Origin of the sequence: Haloarcula sp. Atlit-120R (assembly GCF_003665885.1) — an archaeon.
GTDB classification, from domain to species: Archaea; Halobacteriota; Halobacteria; order Halobacteriales; family Haloarculaceae; genus Haloarcula; species Haloarcula taiwanensis.
The window spans coordinates 1-507 of record NZ_QPLN01000060.1 but is presented as its reverse complement, the minus strand read 5'-3'; the positions used below and the strand labels follow the sequence as shown (position 1 = coordinate 507).

General features: G+C 57.8%; 1 protein-coding gene. It reads left to right on the top strand.

What is annotated here, in order from left to right; all coding sequences use genetic code 11:
- Positions 1 to 439: transposase (locus DVK01_RS21210; RefSeq protein WP_147435232.1), on the top strand; the 439-nt coding region annotated here is incomplete at its 5' end.
- Between the last annotated feature and the right edge of the window lie 68 nt (positions 440 to 507).

The window sequence follows — 507 nt, the reverse complement described above, 5'->3', positions numbered from 1 at the left end:
CGCGCCCGATATCGCGCAGCTCTATCGGGCGCGCTGGGAGGTCGAACTGCTGTTCAAGGAGCTGAAGTCGCGGTTCGGCTTGGACGAGATCAAGACGACCGACGGCTACATCATCGAGGCGCTGATCATCATGGCCGCAATTTCGTTGATGATGAGTCGTGTAATCGTGGATGAGTTACGGTCGCTCGAGGCAAGACAGCGAGAGGGCGAAGCCGCCGCAGACGCCGACTCGTCGGCGTCGCGGCTCCCTCGGCGTCGCTGTTCGCTCGCCGTGGAACGCCACGGTCATCTAATCCAGTTGTATCTCATGATCGAGTTGGGCTACGAACTGCCGGATTTGGACGAGCTGTTGCTGTGGGCGTCACGAAATCCAAATCCACACAGAGATCGGTTACGTGAGCAGGTTGAACGAGGTGAGTTCGGCTTTGATCGCTACTAAACTAGAACGCATGCCCCGAAGATGACTTTGAGGAGCTGAAGTCCTTCGTTGGTGAGCTTGGCACACCC